Raw genomic sequence first — 16,042 nt, forward strand, 5'->3', positions numbered from 1 at the left:
GTATTTCATACAACGCAGGCGGGCGCAAAAATAGTCCCAGCCCTTCGGGTTGTGACTGAAAAAGCCCCTCTTATGTCCACGGATGGACGGTATGCCGGCGCGCCAGGGAGGCGCGCGCCGGTCTGCGCTCCTGGTGCCTTGATTGGTGCTTTTTCAGCTCACAACAGAGGCGGAGATGAAAGATAAACACGCCCTAAAGCTGTTCATAAAACAAGCTGTTATATTGCTGGGTAAAAGGATTGTGATGACCACTGATCAAATCATTATTTTCGCGGTACTGGCAGCAACGCTCGGCTTGTTTATCTGGGACAGGTTGCGTTATGACGTGGTTGCTGTATTGGCATTATTAGCCGTCGCTTTAACCGGTTTGATTCCGGCCGATGAGGTGTTTTCCGGTTTGGGACATCCTGCAGTAATTACCGTGGCGGCGGTATTGATTCTCGGACAAGCACTGGTGAATGCCGGAGTGGTTGACGCTATCGCCAGACAACTCACCCGTGTTGGCAATCATCCCACCCTGCAGATGGCTGCCCTGACTATTACTGTGGCAATCTGTTCTGGGTTTATGAACAACGTGGGTGCATTGGCGTTATTAATGCCTGTGGCAATCTGGATGTCCCGTCAAAGTGGTCATTCACCGTCGATGTTTTTGATGCCGTTGGCATTTGGGTCGTTACTGGGCGGGTGCCTGACGCTAATTGGTACGCCACCTAACATCATCATTGCCAGTTATCGTATTCAAACAGATTCCCCTGCGTTTGGCATGTTCGATTTTTTACCCGTGGGTATAGCGATAACCGTTGTCGGCGTTATTTTCCTGATACTCCTGGGACGCTTTCTTACCCCGCAGCGACAGGTCAATAATAATGAAGAAGAGTTATTTGAAATCAGCAGCTACCTCACAGAATTAACGGTGCCTGAAAAATGTGAATACAGTGGACGAAGTTTGATGGATCTGGTTACCTCTGTTGAAGATGAAGCTGACATAACTGTAGTGGCATTGCTCCGTCAAGATGAGCGGTTCAGCACACCCTCCATGTACCGAGTTCTGCGGCAGGATGATGTACTGTTGATTGAAGCAGATTCCGATAGTTTGAAAGCGTTGACCGATATCACGGGTTTGAAACTGTCTGGCGATAAAACGGATCCTCAAACTGAAGCAGAGAAAGAAACATCTGAATCAATAAAAACCAGGGACTTGGATGTTGTTGAAGCCATTCTGGCGCATGATTCACTATTGGTTGGAAATACCTTAAGCAGTTTATCGATCCGTCAACGTTACGGGATCAATATCCTCGCTGTCGCACGGCGAGGTCATCAGCTGAAACAACGTCTTCATCAGATTCGTTTTGTTGCAGGTGATATTTTATTGATGCAGGGCAGTGAGGAGGTACTCAAGTCGGTCATGGTGGAATTGGGGTGTCTGCCTTTGGCTTCGAGGGGGCTGCGGTTAGGGCAGCCAAGAAAAGTCGTTATCGCTTCACTGGTCTTTGCTGCTGTTATTGCGCTGATCATGTTTGATACCGTTTCCACGGCAACGGCTATGGTTGCTGGGGTGGTGGCAATGTTTTTTACGGGCTTGCTGCCCGTAACAAAAATTTATCAAAGTCTGGATTTACCGGTCATTGTTTTACTGGCGGCGATGCTGCCGGTAGGACAGGCTCTGGAAACCACCGGGGGCTCCGAATTGATTGCCAGCTTTTTGTTGAATCTTGCTCAATCGACACCGCCAGCAGCGACCATCATCATATTGATGGTCGCCACTATGTTACTGTCAAATATTATTAATAATGCTGCGGCGGCGATATTAGCCGCACCGATAGCTATCAGTGTGGCCAGTGGCATGGATGTGTCAGCAGACCCATTACTGATGGCGGTGGCGATAGGCGCTTCCTGTGCTTTTCTGACACCCATCGCACATCAATCCAATACTCTGGTGATGGAACCGGGGGGGGTATAGTTTTACCGATTACTGGCGACTGGGTTTACCGTTATCTATTTTGGTGATCCTGACCGCCGTACCAGTTATTTTGTGGGTATGGCCGCTGTAAACTTGTAATCAAGCCTGCTGACCCAATCTTAAAATATTACTCCACAGATTTTGTGCGAACAGGAATTAAAATGGCCCAGCAAATTATTCAACTGCAACTCAGCGGTATGCGTTGTGCCGCCTGTGCCAACAGCATTGAGAAAGCCTTGAAAAAAGCGGCTGCTGTGAAGTCTGTTCAGGTTAATTACGCTAATGAAAAAGCCACTATTCGTGGTGAAAATCTGGATGCCGACAGTTTGATAATAACGGTCGAAAAGGCTGGCTATGCCGCCCAGTTGATTGATATCGAACACCCGCAGACGGATTCAAACCAGCAGCTGCAACAAAAACAGTTTTATAAGTTTATCGCGGCGGCCATCTTGTCACTGCCTTTGCTGTACAGCATGGTCGGACATTTCAACTGGACCAGCGGTATACCGATTCCAACATTATTAATGAACGCCTGGGTGCAAATGGCATTAGCCACACCGGTGCAGTTTATTATTGGCTGGCAGTTCTATCGAGGCAGTTATTACGCTTTAAAAAATCGCAGTGCCAATATGGATGTACTGGTGGCGTTGGGTACCTCAGCCGCCTATTTTTACAGTTTATGGCTGACTTTCAACTATGGCGCGATGGCGGCGCATGATGGTTTGTATTTTGAAACCAGCGCAGTGTTGATTACGCTGATTCTATTGGGTAAATGGTTTGAAGCCCGGGCCAAAGGTCATACTTCAGAAGCCATCAAAAAACTGTTAAAACTCCAGCCCCAACAGGCATTAAAGGAATCAGCTGACGGTCAGACAAAATTGGTGTCAGTCAAAGAACTGCAACAGGGTGATATTGTGCAGATTAAACCCGGGCAGCAGATTCCGGTTGATGGTGTCATTGTTGAGGGGCAATCGGCAGTCGATGAATCCATGTTGACAGGCGAAAGCATGCCCGTAGAAAAAAGCGTCAATGATAAAGTTGTCGGCGCGACTTTTAATCAAAATGGTTTTTTACGGGTTCGCGCTACCCATCTGGGGGAAGAGGCTGCATTAGCACGGATTGTCAGGGTAGTGGAGCAGGCGCAAGGCTCCAAAGCACCCATCCAGCGTATGGCAGATAAAGTGTCAGGCATTTTTGTACCCGTGGTGGTCATGATTGCCCTTATCACTTTCCTGCTTTGGTGGTTATGGTTTACCCCCGGCGATATTGGCAGAGCATTGGAAACCATGGTGGCTGTTCTGGTCATTGCTTGTCCCTGTGCCCTGGGTTTAGCCACACCCACATCCATCATGGCGGGTTCAGGCCGTGCCGCTGAGGCCGGTATTCTCTTTAAACAAGCCGATACTCTGGAATTAACCCAATCTCTGACCACGATTGTATTTGATAAAACCGGCACGCTCACTGAGGGAAAACCCGCCTTAACGGATTTTGTGGTGGCCGAGGATTATGATCAATCGGTTATAGCCACTGTGGTGAGTTCAATAGAGGCCAAATCAGAGCATCCGCTGGCACAGGCCATTGTCGAGGGTTTAACAGCACTCAGCGCTAAATCAATAGTCATTAATGATTTCAAGTCGCTGAGTGGTCATGGCGTGATGGCCAGTGTTGAACTCAATAGCCAGCTTTCACAAATCAAGCTGGGTACCAAAAAACTGATGTCGGAAAATGGCATTGATATGGGGGGCTGGCAACATCAACAACAGCAGTTGGAGCAACAGGGGAAAACGGCCATGTTGATTGCTGTGGATCAGCAAGTGATTGGGTTGATCGCGGTTGCGGATACAGTAAGAGAGACGGCAGAAACAGCCGTTATTGCCTTGAAAAAACGTGGTCTGCAGGTTGTTATGTTAACCGGTGATAATCAACTTACCGCTGAGGCAATTGCCCGGGAGCTGGGCATAGATAACGTGATTGCAGAAGTTTTACCTGAACACAAAGCTGATAAAATCCGTGAATTACGTCAACAGGGTCAGGTTGTAGCAATGGTTGGTGATGGTATCAATGATGCACCTGCACTGGCTGAGGCGGATATCGGCATAGCCTTGGGAAGCGGCACCGATGTGGCTATTGAAACAGCAGATATTGCATTGATGCGAACTGATTTAAATGCTGTCTCTTCCGCTATACAGTTAAGTCATCTGACCGTGCGTAATATTCGTCAGAACCTGTTTTGGGCCTTTGCCTACAATTCTCTGGGCATTCCAATTGCGGCAGCGGGCTTACTGGCGCCCTGGCTGGCCGGTGCAGCAATGGCATTCAGCTCGGTTTCTGTTGTGTTAAATGCCCTAAGACTACAGCGGGTTAAACATATACAGTAAATGCTAATATCACATAAGATTTTGTACTGATAAAACAACGAACATATTTCAGCGAAAGGTTTCAACTTGCTGAATTATTACGGGCTTGTTTCACATTGCGTTAACTTTTAGGTATAGATCCTTTCGAAGCTGTTGTAATATCCCTGTTTAAAATATGGACAATATACCTGAGTAAAGGTTGGACCCATGACGACAGAAGAACTGGAAAGCAAACTCGAGCAATGGAAGCATAAGTATCTTGAGTTGCTTGCAAGTGATGAGAAACAAACAACCTATACCCAACTTTTGGAACGTAGTCTTGGACGACTGGCTTTGGTTGCAGAAGGCATTGATTCCGCATTGGACAAACAGCTGCATGCCCTTCGACGTGAGTTACGCAGCCAAAAAAACGTTGAGCAAATTAGCGATATTCTGGAAAAAATCCAGCAATGCATCAACCTAATGGATGAGAGTCCTCAGAGTTCCGATGCCTCCGAACTGTTACGACATCTTTTGTTATCCATAAGCTTTCCAGCGGATTCACAGCCCCGTGTTGATAATCTGCTGATTCAACTCAAAGATGCTTCCAGTCATCAGGCGCGTGAGCTTTTACCGGAATCTGTCAACCTGCTGGAATCAATTATTTCCAAGGCTTCTGTTACACCCGTGGTCGAAAAAAACCGTTCGGGACTGTTGCAAAAGCTTGGGTTTAGCAAAGTTAATACTGAAATATCACTGTTGTTATGCGGCATGATAGATAATTTGCAGATACCGGAGATGTTCAATGACCAGCTCCAGGAAATAAAAGCGCAACTGAAGACCGAGCCGGCAAAAAAGAAATTACCGACAATCATTGATTCGCTGACCAGCCTGATAAATGCGCTAGGGGCTCAGGCACAGCTGCAGCAGCTTGAATATCGCGCTTTTCTGGCGACGCTAAGTGATCGCATTAATGAACTTGATGATCTGTTACGACTGACGGTAAAGGATGATGAAGAGGCTTTTCAGCAACGCCAGAAAATAAGTCAAAAGGTTGATGCGGGATTGGATGATATTTATAAACAGATTGATGTCACCAGTGAACCGCGTGAGCTGAAATCCATTATTCGTCAGCGTTTAACCGCCTTATGCGGTGCGGTCGATGAATATCGTAATGCTGATCAGACGCGTTATTACCAATCACAACAGGAAATAAAAAAACTGACCGATCGGCTTCAGGAGTTGGAAGCTGAAACCAAATCGCTACAGGATGGCATACGCAAAGCTCATGAAATGGTTCGTAAGGACACGTTGACCGGCATCAGTAACCGTCAGGCACTGATGGATGCCCTGGAAACAGAATATATTCGCTGGCAGCGTTACAAACATCCATTAAGCCTGGTGGTCTGGGATATTGATAATTTCAAACAGATAAATGACAGTCTTGGTCACCTGGCTGGCGATAAGATCTTAATCCGCATTGCCGAAATTTTATCGACTTCCACCCGTGAAATTGATTTTGTGGCCCGTTACGGTGGCGAGGAGTTTGTTGGCATATTTCCGGCTACCGCGTTAGCTGACACGGAAGTGCTGGCCAATAAGATTCGCGAGGAAATCAACAACACACGATTTTTATATGATGGCAAGCCGGTGCCAATCACCGTGTCTGCCGGTGTCGCTACTTTTCATCAAGGAGATAACACTGAAAAAGTGTTTAACCGTGCTGATACCGCATTATTCAGAGCTAAAAAGCAAGGCAGGAATATGTGTATTGTTGAAGACGTTGAGGCGAGTCGCTGAGACACGCTTAACTTTCCCCAAAGTTTCTGGTCCCGGGCGTTGGAGTGTTTATGAAAATTATGAGCTTTTTCCTGTTATGCCTCTCAGGACCGTTGTTAGCCGCGAATGATTGCCCAAACGCCAATAACACCTATGAGATTGGACAATGTCTGACACAGCAACTGGAGCAACAGGAAGTTGAATTACAGCATTATCTTGCAGAAGCCAGAGCACGTTATGCTGAAGATGAGTTGATTGTTGACTCTATCGATAAGGCCCAGCAAAGTTGGCTGACTTACCGCAAGGATCAATGCAGTTCACTTTATGATATCTGGAGAGATGGGACCATCCGCAGCATTATGGGATTAAGCTGCTCTATTCGGATGACAAAATTACGTACTCATCAGATATGGCACAGTTATCTCACCTATATGGATAGCACGCCAGCTTTGTTACCCGAACCACAAACAGAGTAATTGATTACCTTTGAAATTGTTTCCATGAACAGCAGTATTCAGGAAAAGATCTATCTGGAGCATGAAGCAGCCAGATTGTTTATGCGGTTTTATGAAAAGCAGACTGGCATTCCAATGCGACATATCTGGCATAATCTGCCACGCAAGCCTGATGTCAGCTGTTACCTGAATGACAGCAAGCTGGATCTGGAAATCGCCCATATTTACGGCAGTGAAGCCGAGGCCAGACTCATTCTCGGCAGAGGAGCGGGTGACAAGATGCTGGCTGCCTTGCATCAGTTGACTCAATTACCGGTCAATCGCCGTTTGATCGCAGCGTTAAATGCTGTACTGGCCAGCAAGGCGGAGAAAAACTATCATAGCCAACGTGTATGGTTGGTGTTGCGTAATATGAATGCTTTGTGGCAGCAAAAGGATTTTGAAAAGCACCGGTATCAGATAGTCCTGCCCGAAGCACATCCGTTTGAGCAAATCTGGTTAATAGGGGATCCTAAGGGGCATAGCGGAGCCAGCCGGTTATTTCCTGAATAAAAAGGTTTTTTATTTCAGTCCGGTTTTTTATTTGATGTTGGTTTCTCCAAACCACTGCTCAGAGCATGGGTTTGTGGATCATAATTCTTCTGCAGTTCATCTTTTACCGTACCTTTCCATAAGGGCACCCCGACAAAATAACCCGCCCGGCCAATCACATGCGCTGCAACGGGTGCCGTCAGAATAATAAACGCAATAATCGCTATTACACGAGTAACCACGGTGGTATCAGCAAAATAGACCGCCACGCCAATCATTATCAGACTGGTTCCCAGTGCCCCGGATTTGGTGGTGGCGTGCATTCTTGTCGGAAGATCCGGCAGGCGAATGATACCGATGGCGGCCAGTAACATTAACGCTGCGCCTGAAATCAGAAAAAAAGCGACCAGTATGTCAGTCATCACGCGGTCCTCCACGTTCCAGAAAGCGGGCAAAGCCAATGGCGGCCAGAAAAGCAGTCAGCGCTAATACAATCGCTACATCCAGAAAACTGCTGACTCCGGTATCGATGGCATGAACGCCGACAATACCGGCTACGATGGAAGCAATGAGTTCTAATGCGACCACTCGATCCGGCAATGAAGGGCCTTTCGCCATTCTGATAAATGCCAATAGCAGAGCGCTGGATAGCATCAGATAGACAAGATTGATAATAAATGTGCTCAATGCAGGCTCCTCAGCGTAATATTTCCAGTAAACGCTGTTCGATTTCATGCAAGTCAGTTAATAGTTCCTTTTCATTCTGCAGAAACATCGCATGAATAAACAACACCCGGCGATCATCTGAAATATCCAGCGTTAATGTCCCAGGGGTTAACGAAATAAAGTTTGCCACCATCGTGATCTCAAAATCTGACTTGGCTTCCAATGGAAACGCGATAACTCCTGGTTGCATATGCCAGGGCGGGGTCAAAATATCAAAACCGACTTTGTAGTTGGCCTTAACCAGTTCCTTGATAAAAAAACCGGCAAACCTAAGCAGTAATGGTAAGCGTTGAGCATAACCACTCAGTGAGGGTAATTGATTTTGAGAGATGGCCAGAACAATATAGCCCAGTGCAAAACCGAATATAAAATTCAGCCCCCCAAAATTGCCGGTTAACGCCACCCAGCACAGGGCCAGCACGATATTCAGGAAAAAACCGATCATAAGTTTTCTCCCAGCACCGCTTCAATGTAGGCTGCTGGATTTAATAATTGATCAGCAGCATCACTGGCTAACTGATAAATGGGTTCACCATTCAGACCAATGTACAAAGTGCATAAGGTTAAGCCAACCACCGGTATCAGCATGACCAATAATTGCGAGTCTGTTCGATTACTGATTAAACGAGAATCATCTATACCCTCCGGTAATTTTTTCCAGAACACTTCGGCCCAGATTTTGATCATTGAATATAAAGTCAACAGTCCGACTAACAGGGCAGTACCGGTCGCTATCCAGGCGTCCACTTCAAGACCGGCCCGTATCACCAGAAACTTGGCAAAAAAACCTGATAATGGTGGTATACCGGCAAGCGACAGGGCAGGGATCAGAAATAAAATCGCCAGCCATGGACGTTGTTTATAAACTCCGCCCAGCTTTTTCAGGTCATAACTGCCCAACAGTCGATACACCACACCACTAATCAAAAACAGATTCGTTTTCACGATAATGTGATGCATGATGTAAAACACCCCACCGATAATGGCTAATGGTGTGAATAGCGCCAATCCCAGCAGCATGTAACCAATCTGGCTGACGATATGAAATGACAGAATCCGGCGAAACTCAAACTGTGCCGCCGCACCCAATACACCGGTCAGCATTGTCAGCACAGCGACCCATAACAAAATAGTGTGGGTATAGCCGGTATCGCCAATGAATATCAGCGTAAACACCCGGTATAAAGCATAAACGCCGACTTTGGTCAGTAATCCGGCAAACAATGCGGACACACCGACCAGGGGGGTATGGTAAGACGCTGGCAACCAGAAAAACAACGGAAAGGCAGCGGCTTTAATGCCAAACGAAATAAGAAACATCATCGCCAGCACATTGACCATGCCGGTATGTTCTACCTGACTCAGTTTGTCACCAATATCGGCCATGTTCAGTGTACCAACCATGCCATATAACAAGCCGATGGCGGATAGAAATATCGCTGATGAAAACAGGTTCAACGTGACGTATTTAATCGCGCCTTCCATCTGGGCGCGTTCGCCGCCCAAGGTCAACAGCGCAAATGAGGCCAGCAACATCACCTCAAACCAGACAAACAGATTGAATATATCGCCGGCCAGGAAAGAACCGGCAACCCCGGCAAGTAACAGATGCATTAACGGGAAATAGCCGAATTTCTGATGTTTATCAGGTGTGGCTGCCATGGAAAAAACTGCAATCGCCAGACCGATAATACCGGTTAACACGATCATGATCGCACTTAGCAAATCGGCCACAATGGTGATACCAAACGGTGCCGCCCAGCCGCCCATCTGCATCACTACAAAGCCAGTTTCACGAATACTGCTTAATAGCCAGATGCCTGATCCGAGTAAAGCGGTGGTGGCGAACAGGCTAATCCAGCGCTGATAAAACGTTGAACGCCAGAAGGCTAACGTTAAAGCGCCTGCCAATAACGGGATAATAATGGGTAAAACAACTTCCGGGCTCAAGTGTCAGTATCCTTCATTTGATCCAGATCATCATTACCCACCACTTCATAAGCCCGGTGGATTAAAACCACGGCAAAGGCCAATACCCCAAAGGCAATAACAATGGCGGTCAAGATCAATGCCTGAGGCAAAGGATCGGCAATGATTCCCAGTGGGGCAGCCGCACCTTCAGGTATTAATGGTGGAGCCCCGCGGGTCATCCCGGAAACGGCAAAAATCAGCAGGTTGGCCGCATTGCTGAGAATAATCAGGCCGATAACCAGTTTGACGATTGAGCGACGTAACATCATATAAATCGCTGCTGCAAACAGAATGCCGATCACATAAGCCATCAGTGATTCCATACGGATAGCTCCTGTCGAATAGTCAGTTTATCGTTCACTCTTCAGACTCCGTCAGTGACATCACGATAGTCAAAATCGTCCCCAATACCGCAAAATAAACGCCGATATCAAAAATCAATACCGTTGATAATTTGATGTCGGTTTCACCCAGTGAAAACTCCCACCATTGGGCCGTAAGAAATGCTTCACCATGGAACATGCCCGGAAACATGGCTGCCAGCCCCAACAAGAGTCCTAACGCCAGTAAGTCCCGTGGTTCGACCCGCATGATTTCACGCGTTGATGCCACGCCATGGGCAAATAAATACAACACAAAAGCACCCGAAGCGACCAGCCCGGCAATAAAACCACCGCCTGGTTCATCGTGACCGCGTAATAATAAAAACACTGAAAAAATTAACTGCAATGGCAACAGAAACAAAGCTGCCGTGTGCAGGATCAATGTATTGAAAGTCATTATTTTGGTTTTTTTATCGTTCATGACTTCTCCTCAGCACGCAGTTTGAGCATTGAGAAAACACCAAGAGCAGCAATCGCCAGCACAAAGATTTCGCCCAGCGTATCCAGTGCCCGAAAATCAACCAGAATGACATTGACGATATTGCGGCCTTTGGCCAGCGGGTAACTGGACTCGATAAAGAAGTCTGATATGGAGTCAAAAAACTGCACATCGATTGCTGCGAGTATCAGTAATGTCATTAACACGCCCATCAGCACCGCAACGCTGGCATCCCGAATCACTTCATAGCGGCTTGAGTACCGAGAGAACCCCGGCAGTTTAAATAACACCAGTATCAGTAAAATAACCGTGAGAGTTTCTACCAGAACTTGGGTAATGCCCAAATCCGGGGCACTGAAATGAATAAACACCAACGCTACAGTAAAACCCAGAACGCCCATGCTGGCGACTGCCCCTAAGCGTGAAGGGGTGTAAATGGCGTAGAGGGTGGCCATTAGCATCAGTAAAGCAATGGAAAGCTCGTAAAACGCCACACCTTCAACATTCAGATACACATTCAAACCATACTGACTCAGCAAGGTGTAGCCGACCAGAATCACCGTGGTCAGGATCATGACAATCATGTAGTTACCTAATTTGCCATTTTGCAGCAACCGGGTCTGCCAGCTGGCGATCCCGGTGATACCATTCATCATGCCGAAATAGCCAGCTTCCGGTCCGTAATGACTTAGTTGTGTGGTCAGATTACCGATGGCTGGCCGTATTTTTTGCCAGACCATAAATAGCAGGATACCGCCAGCCAGAGCAATCACCGATAACAGCAACGGTAGATTAAAGCCATGCCATAAGGCCAATGACAAACTGGCTGGAGCTACTGAAATCGCATTGACGGTCGCGCTTAGAATGGCGTTTTGGGGAACCCAGGGCAGCAAACCAAATATAAGCGACAATACCGCCAGAATCGAAGGTCCTATCAACATTGCCATAGGCGCTTCATGAGGTTTTTTCGATGTGGGGCGTAATTCCCCGTAAAAAGGTTTAATCGCCACGACTGCAGCAATCGCCATGACCAGCATCGCGGCGGCCAGGGCCAATATGAGGAGTAATACCTGATAATTATCATTGCCCAGTACCGCTTCAAACATGGCTTCTTTGGCGATAAAGCCAAATAAGGGTGGCATCCCGGCAAGCGATAAAGCGGCGAGGGCAGTTATCAGCGCAGTACGTGGCATGTTACTTCGCAAACCACCCATCAGGGTTAAATCCTTAGTGCCAATTTCGTGGTCAATTGCGCCTGCCAACATAAACAGCGCCGCCTTGTACAATGAATGAGCCAGTAGGAAACAGGCAAAAGCAATCAACGCATATCCGGTGCCGATTCCAAGCAGCATGGTCAATGTGCCGAGTGCCATTACGGTGGAATAGGCCAGTACTTTCTTGATATTGGTCGCGCTATAGGCCAGATAGGCTCCGACAAACATGGTGATGGCACCAAACAGACTAAGAGAGAATGTCCAAACAGCATGTTCGGTAAATGCCGGATTCAAACGTGCCATCAAATAAATCCCGGCTTTCACCATCGTGGCGGAATGCAGATAGGCCGATACCGGAGTTGGTGCCGCCATCGCATTGGGTAACCAGAAATGAAAAGGGAATTGAGCGGATTTGGTAAACGTACCCAACAGAATACAGATGATCATGCCAACGGCCAGCGGACTCTCCAGCAGACTGTCTGATGCGCTTAGCAACTCGGATATCTGATAGCTGCCACCTGCAGTGGCTAACATAATCAGTCCGGCCATCAGGGCCAGACCACCTCCTACCGTGACAAACAAACCTTGTAATGCTGAACGCCTGGCGGATTCGTCTTCATGATCAAAACCGATCAACAGATAGGAAGTGATGCTGGTTAATTCCCAGAACACAAACAGGCTGATCAGATTATCGGACAGCACCAGCCCGAGCATTGAAGCCATAAAGGCGAGCATGATGACAAAAAAACGAGCGATCGATTGATGCCCTTTCAGGTAACTGCCTGCGTAAATAAAAATGAAGATACCGATAAAACTAATCAGCAGTGTAAATAGCAAAGACAGTCCATCCAGCATAAAGCTCAGATTGATATCCATCCCCGGCAACCACTGCCATTGCTGATAGATGACTTCACCCTGGCCCAACGATGGGATAAAACTGGCAAAATACACCGTTAGCGATAATGGCAAGATCGCTAAAAGCCAGCCGGTTTTATTCCCTGCAATACGCTGCAGAAAAGGCGTAAAGAGGGCCAGAATAAAACCTGATAAAACGGCAAATAACATCGTATCCGATATCTCCTGAATTCAGCTCACAGCCCAGCTGACAATTCCATTGACTAAAATGTGAATTTGTCATTGTTGAGCTGTGATTTAAGTCATTTTCTAGCGGGAAAAGTTGCCTGTGAGAATAGTGGAGAGTATTTGACGGTGCAAGGAAAGACCGCAAAATCAGATAAAAATATGTAAGCAAAATAAGGTTTTTGGACGATTGCTTATCTTATTTATATACGGCGTCAGAAATTGTGAAAAAGCAATCTTGCTGCAAAATTTTAAAAAGTCAGCGAATTGCGCAAATGTAGACTCTGCGTCGGCCAATATCAAACCCCGATCGTGGGTTCTACTTCTGGTTCTGCTGGAACCATCGTAACCTGGCGTCGCAACTTGGGTACGTTTTGTATCTGCCAATGCTGTATTGCCCATTGCCATAAATCATCAAGCGGGACATGTGCCAATTCTGCCGGTGGTTGCAAACCCAGAAAGCGTAATACCCGGCATAAGACCACGCCACTGTCTCTCTGCTTTATCGGCTGTGCACGGGTTTGTTTACTGAGTTTTTCGCCTTGCAGATTGGTCGCTACGGGAATATGTGCATAAAGTGGTGTGGTAAATCCAAGTTGTTGCTGAAGATAAATTTGTCTGGGCGTTGAGTCCAGCAGATCAGCACCTCGAACAATATGCGTCACACCCTGCATGGCATCATCAACCACGACCGCCAACTGATAAGCATACAAACCATCTGCACGTTTAATCACATAATCACCCACATCACGAGCCAAGTTCTGCGATTGGTTCCCCTGAATCTGGTCATAAAAACACACGGGTTGTTCATTGACTTTGAGTCGCCAGGTACGTACTTGTTTTACAGCAGACAAGCCATCACGACAAAAGCCCGGATATACAGGTCCATCAATCCCCATTAGAGCACTGGCATTAATTTCTTTTCGGCTACAGGCGCAGGGATAGGCCTGTTTTGACAATTGCAACTTTGTCAGCATTTCACGGTAAACGGGATTGCGCTGACTTTGAAACAGCACATCAGTGTCCCACTCAAAACCAAAACTTTGCAGCGTTTCGAGAATATCCTTTGCCGCGCCAGCTATTTCCCGGGGTTTGTCCAGATCTTCCATACGCACCAACCATTTTCCATTGTGCGCACGTGCATCCAGAAAGCTTGCCGTAGCAGCTACCAGTGAGCCAAAATGCAAAGGCCCGGTCGGTGAGGGAGCAAAGCGTCCAGTGTATGTGGGTTCTGTTAAGTCTGAATTCATATTTAGTTGTGATAATTCTCCACGTAGAATGACATCAGAGTCTGTTCATCAATGAATTTCACAGCCCTTAATCTATGACTGAAAACTATCTTTTTGTATACGGTACCTTACGTAAAGACACTACTCGTCACGATTTGCTGCAAAGATTCTGTGAATTCATCGATATTGGAACGCTGCAAGGACAATTGTATCTGGTTGATTATTATCCCGGCGTAATAACAAGCGATGATTCGCGGCAACTGGTTTTTGGTGAAGTGTATCGGATTTACAATTACCAATTGCTGTTTGCTGCTCTGGATGATTATGAAGAATGTTCTTCCAGTTTTTCTCAGCCACACGAATATGTGCGGCAACAGTTAATGGTTTCGCTGTCGGATGGGCATAAACTGAAAGCCTGGGTATATCTCTATAATCGACCGGTCTCAGGATTGAAACTTATTGCCTCCGGTGACTTTCTCAATCCATGACTAAACAGGCACTATGTCGCTACCATTAAGTTATCAAACCAGCACAAAAGGTGCTTGAAAAAGAGGTTATATGTTTCGATCTGATGCTTTTCGCCAGCAAGCTCAAGCCTGGCAACAACAATTCAGACAGTTGCAGTCTGCCGGTTTGCTGCAACGGATCTTTGCATGGATTATGCTGGGGCTGATAATGATGCTGAGTCTGACACTGCTGGTTTTTGTGGTGTTGCTGAGCTGGATCCTGATTCCGCTGATGCTTTACCGGGCACGCAGACAAATGCGTAAAGCCCGGGAATCGGCTTCTCAACAACAACCGTTTTCACAACGCTCGTCTCAGCAATCACGTCATGAAACCCATATCATTGAAGGTGAAATTATCAGCCGTAAAGAGGAATGAAATAAGCCAGTCGAAAGGTGATACTTACTCAGCCTGTTACGATCAGCAATCACATCATGACCAAGGAGGCCGCGATTGTCCGAGTCTATTAGCCCAATCGGGTTTAGTGCTGTTGAGGATTGGACGGTAGAGGACTTTTACCGTTTTTTTCACCAGCTTAATATTCTGTATAACCGGCTCTATGTGTTGGAAAAGTTAAAATACAAAGGCCAGAATCCGAAGCTTAAAATGGCGTTATATGGTTCATTATCTGCTGTCAAAGCGCATCACAGACTTATTATTCAGTCCATTGAGATCCACTCTCCCGGCGATTTCAATCTGTTGGGACTGGATAAAGTTATCGAACAATTACGCGAACTCTGGAAAGATATTTCCTATCGAAATCGCTTGATAAAACAGAAGCTTACTGAACAGAATCGCCACGATAAACAGATGAATCAGCTCAGGGAAATCGCGGCGATGCAAAAGTTACTGCAAAACCAGGTCGCTACCATGCAGCAGCTGGGTTATAGCGAAGACGAAATTGCTGAAGGACTCAAAGCACTGGCTGATCCACTTGAACAATTAATCGAACTGGCAGACAGCCGTAAGATTTCTTTAAAAGAATGATGACGGAAAGATAAATAGTGGTCCATCAAATTTATATTGAAAACCAGTAGATACGGCAAAAAAAGCGGCGGAAATCATAAATAACCGCCGCGATTTCCCATGGCCTGTTGATCTGTCAGAGCCACCACTGCCGGAGGAGGCTATATTTTTGTCTCACAAGGCGCCTATGAAACATCAACAGGCCCTAATTACAAAAGTTATTTTAGGGTGTGATATTCAGATTGCCACCGAAGATACCAACCAATCCGATAATAATCAGATAAATAGCCACGATGTAGTTGAGCAGTCTCGGCACGACCAAAATCAGAATACCTGCGATCAATGAAATAAGTGGTGTCAGTGCAATAGTCATAATGTAAGCCTCTGTTGTCTAAAAAAATAGCATGTTTGTTATTTGCTTCAGCAGTATGCCTGAATACGAACCGGGCATATTAAGGGATAAAACCAA

At 46.6% G+C, this 16,042-nt stretch carries 17 protein-coding genes; 8 read left to right on the forward strand and 9 right to left on the reverse strand.

Annotated elements, in window-relative coordinates:
• Nucleotides 1-244 precede the first annotated feature (244 nt).
• The 5 genes from B2337_RS04210 to B2337_RS04230 all read left to right on the forward strand — a co-directional run bounded on the left by B2337_RS04210 (nucleotide 245) and on the right by B2337_RS04230 (nucleotide 7,082).
• Nucleotides 245-1,960, forward strand: a complete 1,716-nt coding sequence (locus tag B2337_RS04210) for an SLC13 family permease (protein WP_349677066.1) — start codon at nucleotides 245-247, stop codon at nucleotides 1,958-1,960.
• A 161-nt stretch (nucleotides 1,961-2,121) separates the two neighbouring features.
• On the forward strand, nucleotides 2,122-4,338 hold the full coding sequence (locus tag B2337_RS04215; protein ID WP_292414068.1) for a heavy metal translocating P-type ATPase: 2,217 nt from the start codon (nucleotides 2,122-2,124) through the stop codon (nucleotides 4,336-4,338).
• Between the two features lie 186 nt (nucleotides 4,339-4,524).
• Nucleotides 4,525-6,096 (forward strand): GGDEF domain-containing protein, encoded by a 1,572-nt coding sequence (locus tag B2337_RS04220; protein ID WP_292414069.1) that lies wholly within the window; start codon nucleotides 4,525-4,527, stop codon nucleotides 6,094-6,096.
• Nucleotides 6,097-6,146: 50 nt separating this feature from the next.
• Entirely contained in the window at nucleotides 6,147-6,551 is a 405-nt protein-coding gene (locus tag B2337_RS04225; RefSeq protein WP_292362427.1) for a lysozyme inhibitor LprI family protein, read from the forward strand.
• 24 nt (nucleotides 6,552-6,575) lie between these two features.
• Nucleotides 6,576-7,082, forward strand: coding sequence for a hypothetical protein (locus tag B2337_RS04230; RefSeq protein WP_292414070.1), 507 nt, complete (start codon nucleotides 6,576-6,578; stop codon nucleotides 7,080-7,082).
• Between the two features lie 14 nt (nucleotides 7,083-7,096).
• Here B2337_RS04230 and mnhG read toward each other — a convergent pair whose 3' ends face one another.
• From mnhG to gluQRS, 8 genes are all read right to left on the reverse strand, one after another.
• On the reverse strand, nucleotides 7,097-7,483 hold the full coding sequence (gene mnhG / locus B2337_RS04235; RefSeq protein WP_292362429.1) for a monovalent cation/H(+) antiporter subunit G: 387 nt from the start codon (nucleotides 7,481-7,483) through the stop codon (nucleotides 7,097-7,099).
• Nucleotides 7,476-7,748, reverse strand: a complete 273-nt coding sequence (locus B2337_RS04240) for a monovalent cation/H+ antiporter complex subunit F (RefSeq protein ID WP_292362430.1) — start codon at nucleotides 7,746-7,748, stop codon at nucleotides 7,476-7,478. The genes mnhG and B2337_RS04240 overlap by 8 nt, the downstream gene beginning before the upstream one ends.
• 10 nt (nucleotides 7,749-7,758) lie before the next feature.
• Nucleotides 7,759-8,232 (reverse strand): Na+/H+ antiporter subunit E, encoded by a 474-nt coding sequence (locus tag B2337_RS04245; RefSeq protein ID WP_292362431.1) that lies wholly within the window; start codon nucleotides 8,230-8,232, stop codon nucleotides 7,759-7,761.
• The gene (locus B2337_RS04250; protein WP_292414071.1) at nucleotides 8,229-9,737 is read right to left on the reverse strand and encodes a Na+/H+ antiporter subunit D; all 1,509 of its coding nucleotides are present in this window, start codon (nucleotides 9,735-9,737) and stop codon (nucleotides 8,229-8,231) included. Before B2337_RS04250 ends, B2337_RS04245 begins: the two co-directional genes overlap by 4 nt.
• Nucleotides 9,734-10,081, reverse strand: coding sequence for a Na+/H+ antiporter subunit C (locus tag B2337_RS04255; RefSeq protein WP_069295530.1), 348 nt, complete (start codon nucleotides 10,079-10,081; stop codon nucleotides 9,734-9,736). Before B2337_RS04255 ends, B2337_RS04250 begins: the two co-directional genes overlap by 4 nt.
• 34 nt (nucleotides 10,082-10,115) lie before the next feature.
• A complete protein-coding gene (locus B2337_RS04260; RefSeq protein ID WP_292362433.1) occupies nucleotides 10,116-10,562 on the reverse strand; it encodes a Na+/H+ antiporter subunit B in 447 nt (148 codons plus the stop codon).
• Nucleotides 10,559-12,859 (reverse strand): putative monovalent cation/H+ antiporter subunit A, encoded by a 2,301-nt coding sequence (locus B2337_RS04265; RefSeq protein ID WP_292414072.1) that lies wholly within the window; start codon nucleotides 12,857-12,859, stop codon nucleotides 10,559-10,561. The genes B2337_RS04260 and B2337_RS04265 overlap by 4 nt, the downstream gene beginning before the upstream one ends.
• Before the next feature lie 314 nt (nucleotides 12,860-13,173).
• Nucleotides 13,174-14,124, reverse strand: coding sequence for a tRNA glutamyl-Q(34) synthetase GluQRS (gene gluQRS, locus B2337_RS04270; protein WP_292414073.1), 951 nt, complete (start codon nucleotides 14,122-14,124; stop codon nucleotides 13,174-13,176).
• 74 nt (nucleotides 14,125-14,198) lie between these two features.
• Here gluQRS and B2337_RS04275 point away from each other — a divergent pair, with 74 nt between their 5' ends.
• From B2337_RS04275 to B2337_RS04285, 3 genes are all read left to right on the forward strand, one after another.
• Nucleotides 14,199-14,591, forward strand: a complete 393-nt coding sequence (locus B2337_RS04275) for a gamma-glutamylcyclotransferase family protein (protein ID WP_292414074.1) — start codon at nucleotides 14,199-14,201, stop codon at nucleotides 14,589-14,591.
• Nucleotides 14,592-14,661: 70 nt separating this feature from the next.
• The gene (locus tag B2337_RS04280; protein ID WP_292362439.1) at nucleotides 14,662-14,985 is read left to right on the forward strand and encodes a hypothetical protein; all 324 of its coding nucleotides are present in this window, start codon (nucleotides 14,662-14,664) and stop codon (nucleotides 14,983-14,985) included.
• Nucleotides 14,986-15,060: 75 nt separating this feature from the next.
• Nucleotides 15,061-15,594, forward strand: coding sequence for a hypothetical protein (locus B2337_RS04285; protein ID WP_292414075.1), 534 nt, complete (start codon nucleotides 15,061-15,063; stop codon nucleotides 15,592-15,594).
• Between the two features lie 202 nt (nucleotides 15,595-15,796).
• Here B2337_RS04285 and B2337_RS04290 read toward each other — a convergent pair whose 3' ends face one another.
• Entirely contained in the window at nucleotides 15,797-15,946 is a 150-nt protein-coding gene (locus tag B2337_RS04290; protein WP_014707945.1) for a DUF3096 domain-containing protein, read from the reverse strand.
• Between the last annotated feature and the right edge of the window lie 96 nt (nucleotides 15,947-16,042).

The sequence above is a fragment of the Methylophaga sp. UBA3192 genome, assembly GCA_002363955.1.
Lineage (GTDB): Bacteria > Pseudomonadota > Gammaproteobacteria > Nitrosococcales > Methylophagaceae > Methylophaga.

Excerpts from the sequence above, each read along its gene's own strand:
- B2337_RS04225 (WP_292362427.1), top strand. The coding sequence starts at position 6,147 with ATGAAAATTATGAGCTTTTTCCTGTTATGCCTCTCAGGACCGTTGTTA.
- B2337_RS04280 (WP_292362439.1), top strand. The coding sequence starts at position 14,662 with ATGTTTCGATCTGATGCTTTTCGCCAGCAAGCTCAAGCCTGGCAACAA.
- B2337_RS04290 (WP_014707945.1), bottom strand. The coding sequence starts at position 15,946 with ATGACTATTGCACTGACACCACTTATTTCATTGATCGCAGGTATTCTG.
- B2337_RS04275 (WP_292414074.1), top strand. The coding sequence starts at position 14,199 with ATGACTGAAAACTATCTTTTTGTATACGGTACCTTACGTAAAGACACT.
- B2337_RS04265 (WP_292414072.1), bottom strand. The coding sequence starts at position 12,859 with ATGTTATTTGCCGTTTTATCAGGTTTTATTCTGGCCCTCTTTACGCCT.
- B2337_RS04245 (WP_292362431.1), bottom strand. The coding sequence starts at position 8,232 with ATGATCGGTTTTTTCCTGAATATCGTGCTGGCCCTGTGCTGGGTGGCG.
- B2337_RS04230 (WP_292414070.1), top strand. The coding sequence starts at position 6,576 with ATGAACAGCAGTATTCAGGAAAAGATCTATCTGGAGCATGAAGCAGCC.
- gluQRS (WP_292414073.1), bottom strand. The coding sequence starts at position 14,124 with ATGAATTCAGACTTAACAGAACCCACATACACTGGACGCTTTGCTCCC.
- B2337_RS04215 (WP_292414068.1), top strand. The coding sequence starts at position 2,122 with ATGGCCCAGCAAATTATTCAACTGCAACTCAGCGGTATGCGTTGTGCC.
- mnhG (WP_292362429.1), bottom strand. The coding sequence starts at position 7,483 with ATGACTGACATACTGGTCGCTTTTTTTCTGATTTCAGGCGCAGCGTTA.
- B2337_RS04260 (WP_292362433.1), bottom strand. The coding sequence starts at position 10,562 with ATGAACGATAAAAAAACCAAAATAATGACTTTCAATACATTGATCCTG.
- B2337_RS04255 (WP_069295530.1), bottom strand. The coding sequence starts at position 10,081 with ATGGAATCACTGATGGCTTATGTGATCGGCATTCTGTTTGCAGCAGCG.
- B2337_RS04210 (WP_349677066.1), top strand. The coding sequence starts at position 245 with ATGACCACTGATCAAATCATTATTTTCGCGGTACTGGCAGCAACGCTC.
- B2337_RS04220 (WP_292414069.1), top strand. The coding sequence starts at position 4,525 with ATGACGACAGAAGAACTGGAAAGCAAACTCGAGCAATGGAAGCATAAG.